Below are 4690 nucleotides of genomic sequence, written 5' to 3' on the forward strand. Positions count from 1 at the left end.
AGGCAGCGCCAACCAAAGCTCCCCGGAGCGATAACCTCCGCGCACGAGACGGTTGCCGCGGGCGAGCTCCGGGTACTGTTCAACCCAGTCTCGAAAGCGATCATTGGTGACCACGCGCGCATCATAATCGCGGGCCGCAGCGAGAATGACCTCGTCTGCAGGTGTACCTTTGGCGACAACCATTACCCTGCCAACTCGAAGCCCCAAGAGCTTCGCAAGCTCGACATCGCCCTGATACCGATTGACCAGCTTGTATCCAACATTTGCATCGAAAACCACGCAAGGCGCGTAGCCCTTGGTGCTCAGGCATTGCGTGACATCTCTAACCGCAGCGATGTCCGGACCGCGTCCCTTCCAGTGCATGATGTTGGAGCCATCCAGCAGGATCCACGGCGTCTTCACACGCCGCGAAAGGCCAGTTCCCCAGACACGCCAGAGCAGAAGAAGCAGGCTGCCAATCACGCCAGGTCCCGCCAGAAGCACAAGGTCCGAAAGCCCAGGCACGAACAAGCTAGCCAGGAGAGCTGAGAGGGATAAGGCGAAAATGAAGATCAATCCGAACACAGGAGCTCTCCTTCGGCGACAGATAACTATGTGAGCGGCAGCGCAGCAAGCAGCATGTCGCGGGCCCCTTGGCCCCTCGCCCCCCCTTCAAGCAAAGAGTAAAGGCAGTCGAAGGGCCCCGATCAGAAAGCTGCAAAGGAACGGTAAGGCTCAGCCCCTTACGAGACATCCTCCCAAAGTGCTAAATGAAGGGGTACCTTCGACACTAAGGGTGGCGAGTTTTAATCCGATGCACCTTGGCCAACGGCACTGACGCCTTGGCAGCAGACGCCCTATCGGCGACAGGCCAGGCCGCCGGACCGGTCGCGATCGGCCCAGAGCCAGCCGTCACGCCAAGCGCAGCGAAGGACCGGAGCCAGCCTTAAGCGGTCTCATTCTTTCCACACAAGCCGATGGCCAGGCCCAGCCCTTCATGACCCTCAGGTATACCGACGTATAACACTAGGTTGATTGTGACCCCGGCATCGGCAGTTGTCTCACTCTTGGCTGCCAAGAGGACTCTTCACCCTGCTACCAGTCGCACATCAGGTAGCGATACCAAGTAGGTGAGATTTCTGAGCTCGGAAATTCACCGCCACAAGTCAACTCACTTGCAAGCAGAGCCAGAACGACTAGGCTTTGGCTGAGCGCAGTTGAGGTTATCGCAATGGTCAATTCTCCAAATCGATTGTCAGACTTCACAGACAATACTCACCGAAGCCTCAAGCGCCTAGTTGTTGTCGATGCTTGGTTTCAGCGATCCCTTGAGGACCCGCGCCGCTTCACACTCTATGCGGATGTCAGCTTCAATATCGAGCGCCTAGGAGGCGGAAAAGACACTGCAGTGACCTTCAAAGTCGGGGTGAAGCAATGTGAGATAGTCTTCATCCGACCGCTCAGTGGCTTTTCGGTAGATCGTTCCAGCGTACGGCGTCAAAAGCCCATGTCCCCCCAAGAGATCACGCTATCAAAGCAGAGGAAAGCCTCCGGAGGGGTTCGCACCAAGCTCGGCCTCTCGCACAAACCGTCCCTCGAAGCCGGTATCGAAGGCAATATAAGCGCAACGTCCGAGCGATCGAGCACACTCAACCTCTCCAAAAGTTCGTATAACGAGCAGTTCACGCGCTCCCGAGAAGGTCACGATGCGTGGAGCGTGAACGGTCAAGAGCTGGGTGGCTGCCTCATGGGCCCGGTGTTCGATGTGCGAACGGAGCCCCGCTTGACCTTGATTGACATCAGAAACGAGGAAAGGCGTTCCCAAGAAGAAGCCAATGCTTTGACCCCAACTACCCATATCGAGGTGCGCTGCTTGCGCGAAGATATAGACATCTTTGATATTAGGCTGAAAGATGAAGATAAAGAAGGGCGGCTGCTGGGAAAACCGGGTAGAAAAGAACGTGTACTGATCGCCCGAGGCGTTATTCGTGAAGCGCTTATTTCGGAAGGGTTGTCGGTCGGCCACCTCATAGATGATCCTTATGCGGAGATGACAATTTGTGATGCGACAATCCCCATCCTTGATCAAAGCTCTTAAAGCAGCCGAGGAGGTTTTATCCTCCGACAGCAGAGACTTGGAGGAACTCGCTGCCCAAGCGTCCGCGACCTCTGGTATCCCCGCAGACATGATTCTCATGAACATTGATCTGACTGGAATCGATCTCTCCGGTCAAAACATTGATTACCTTACAAATAAGGGCGCTCGGTTTTACGATGCGCGTATCACAGCTGAGCAGCGTGCGAAATTTGAGAAAGGCAGCCGCGCACTGCGGACACGCAGGATGCGCAAGAACATCCGATCGATCCGAGTTGAGATGATCTCTAACTTTGTTGAAAACTTCGAAGCTCAAAGCGCCCAGGTCGTCGACATGAAAGGAGAAAGGATTCTAGATGCTGATCTTTTGAAGCACACACTGCTCTCACCTTTGGAAAGGAACTATCCTTCGGACAAGCCGCTCGACCAGAATTACACCCAACATGTTCTCATAGATTTGATTCACTTTGCAGGTGAACCCAGCCTGGGTTTCTTTGTCGAACTATTTCGCCTTCTTGGAGATCTGCATTGCGAGATCGGCGAAAGCACTGCCGCATTGCTCATGGATGACTACTTTGCAGAGTTTGGGGACGCAGTTGGAGACTTGATCGGGCAGCTCCAGCCAAACCCGGTATTAGATGCGCAGTGGGTGTACGGGGACCCCTTGGAGCTTGTCCTCGCCAAGAAGGAGGAGCAAAAGAACGAGCACTTCGCCGATCCCGTCTTCAGTTCGATTGTCGGACGAGCGAAGCAGATTAACAGCTACCGCCCCATTCACCCAAAGGCGATTGAGAAAGTGCTAGACCACTTAGATAGTCCTTCACATAAAATCGCCTTCGTCGAGACAGTAGATTTCAATTGTTCCTCCGACGAAGCAGAACGCATTGCTCTCCGTATCGTCAGAGCTGATTGGCCAGCGTCACAGACCCGCCAAGTTCTGGAAGCCCGGGTCCCAACGAAGGTTCGTAGTGCCTTGTTTCGGCAAGTCATGCATCAAGGGCGTGTAGAAAGAACCCTTGAAATGCTCAGATGGTTAAACGACAATCGCGGGGCTGTTGGGGCGCTCTCACTTGATGAGGCGCTAACCCGAATTAACAGCTTCACCGCTCTATTCGACTTTGCCTCAGACGTTCACATGGACCTCTCTTCGAACCAGATAGGCGTTCTCCGAGAAGCCCTCGACCGAACAGCAAAAGGCTCCGCACAACGAGCCAAGGTTCGGCAACTCCTATCCGACTGAAGCGGAGTTTCCTAGCTTTCCCTGGCTTCTTGGGGAGGTCCCGCACAAACGACTTCCTCATTGGGCACTCTCTGAGCCATGCCAATCTAGGGAAAAAACTTGGCTAGATCAGCTTCCTGCGCAAAGCAGCCATTGAGGAGCTACTTTCGGGAAGTCCGCTTTTCAATCAACGGCACCCTATAATCAGCAGTGGACCTCGCGTCGCCAACACAAAGGGCCGAGGCATCCGCTCCGGCCCTCCTCTGCTCTGCCCTAGATCTGCTCAGGCCGCCCGCCTGGCCCCCTCCGCCTCCCATGGCTTCATCGGTGGCAGCGCCTCGGTGACCTGGTGCGCGGTCAGCCCGCCGTAGATCCGGAAGGTATCCCGGAGCTCTTTCAGCGCCGCCCACCAGAGCAGGTAATCCCGCCGCGCCCGCGCCTGGTCGCGCGGGTGGTTCTCGATCGTGATCGGGCAGCAGCGCAGGTCCACCTCCCGCACCTTGCCGCGGCTGGTGTAGCGCGCCTTGCCGCAGGTTTCGGTGACGGCAAAGCGGCCGTGCTTCGTCTGCTTCCAGTCGATGGGCTGCACCTGCGGCGCAAGGTCTGAGCCCCAGCCCAGGGTTTCACCCGCGCGGCAAAGATCCGCGATCACCAACGCCATTCGCCGGCCACCAACGCCTTCGGGCAGTTGCGCGAGGGCATCGGCCACTGCGTCCGCGTCGGGATGCGGCTCGGACGTTCCTCCGCCCTGCACACGGCAGCCGAGCTCGGCCTGCCGCATCAGGATGTGCTCCATGCCGTAGCCCTTGAGCGCGCCCTGCGGCCGTTCATTGGCGCCCTGGTCGAAGTCGATCCGGATCTTCTCCTTCTGGAACGCCCAGTCCAGCAGTTGCTGGATGGTGACTTCGCGCGGAGACGTGCTGCTGAGCCCGCGGGGGCGATGTCGGAGAGCCATGGTCATGCCGCCTCTCCCTGTGCCTGGCCGCGCCGCACCAGCTCTTTGGCTGCGTCCTGGTGCGCTTCATAGGCGTGGAGCCATTCGCGGTCGGTCGCGTCCACCGGCAGGCGCAGGCCAAGGCGCTCGCGCAGGCGGGCGACCTTCGATTGTGCCGCCCCGGCCCGGTCGGCGATGATCCGGCGTTCCTGCGGGTTCAGCGGCGGGCGGTGCTTCGACAGCCACCAGCGGTATTCCTCGACCAGCCGCCCTTCGGCCAGGGCGGCGCGGCCAGCGGCACTGCCGAACCAGGAGGCGAGGCCCGGCATCTCCTCCAGCGGCCGCGGCTGCGCCACCTGGGCCAGGGCGACGAAGGCCGCATGGCTCGGCCAGAAGTCTCGGGCCCTCCCCTCGCCCTTCGAGCGCATCGCCTCGAAGAGCCGCCGCAGGTTGGCGTCGCTCA

The 4690-nt window shown here is 58.5% G+C and carries 4 protein-coding genes and 1 pseudogene; 2 read left to right on the plus strand and 3 right to left on the minus strand.

The annotated features are described in order from the left end of the window. The coding region (locus tag CVM50_RS17780) for an NYN domain-containing protein (protein ID WP_232618289.1) at positions 1–564 on the minus strand (564 nt) is incomplete at its 3' end. A 646-nt stretch (positions 565–1210) separates the two neighbouring features. On the opposite strand from CVM50_RS17780, the gene CVM50_RS21510 reads away from it, so the two are divergent. Beyond that, on the plus strand, positions 1211–2077 hold the full coding sequence (locus CVM50_RS21510) for a hypothetical protein (protein WP_143515561.1): 867 nt from the start codon (positions 1211–1213) through the stop codon (positions 2075–2077). A gap of 97 nt (positions 2078–2174) precedes the next feature. Beyond that, the gene (locus CVM50_RS17785; RefSeq protein ID WP_143515562.1) at positions 2175–3314 is read left to right on the plus strand and encodes a hypothetical protein; all 1140 of its coding nucleotides are present in this window, start codon (positions 2175–2177) and stop codon (positions 3312–3314) included. Between the two features lie 262 nt (positions 3315–3576). Here CVM50_RS17785 and CVM50_RS17790 read toward each other — a convergent pair whose 3' ends face one another. Together CVM50_RS17790 and CVM50_RS17795 are read right to left on the minus strand one after the other, a co-directional pair. Continuing rightward, on the minus strand, positions 3577–4254 hold the full coding sequence (locus tag CVM50_RS17790; RefSeq protein WP_085886600.1) for a hypothetical protein: 678 nt from the start codon (positions 4252–4254) through the stop codon (positions 3577–3579). Then, a pseudogene (locus tag CVM50_RS17795) lies at positions 4251–4690 on the minus strand (hypothetical protein); the annotation flags it as partial. The pseudogene CVM50_RS17795 and the gene CVM50_RS17790, both read right to left, overlap by 4 nt.

Origin of the sequence: Pseudooceanicola marinus (assembly GCF_002786295.1) — a bacterium.
Lineage (GTDB): Bacteria > Pseudomonadota > Alphaproteobacteria > Rhodobacterales > Rhodobacteraceae > Pseudooceanicola > Pseudooceanicola marinus.

Coding starts and splice junctions, on each gene's coding strand:
- CVM50_RS21510 (WP_143515561.1), top strand. CDS start 1,211: ATGGTCAATTCTCCAAATCGATTGTCAGACTTCACAGACAATACTCAC.
- CVM50_RS17785 (WP_143515562.1), top strand. CDS start 2,175: ATGAACATTGATCTGACTGGAATCGATCTCTCCGGTCAAAACATTGAT.
- CVM50_RS17790 (WP_085886600.1), bottom strand. CDS start 4,254: ATGACCATGGCTCTCCGACATCGCCCCCGCGGGCTCAGCAGCACGTCT.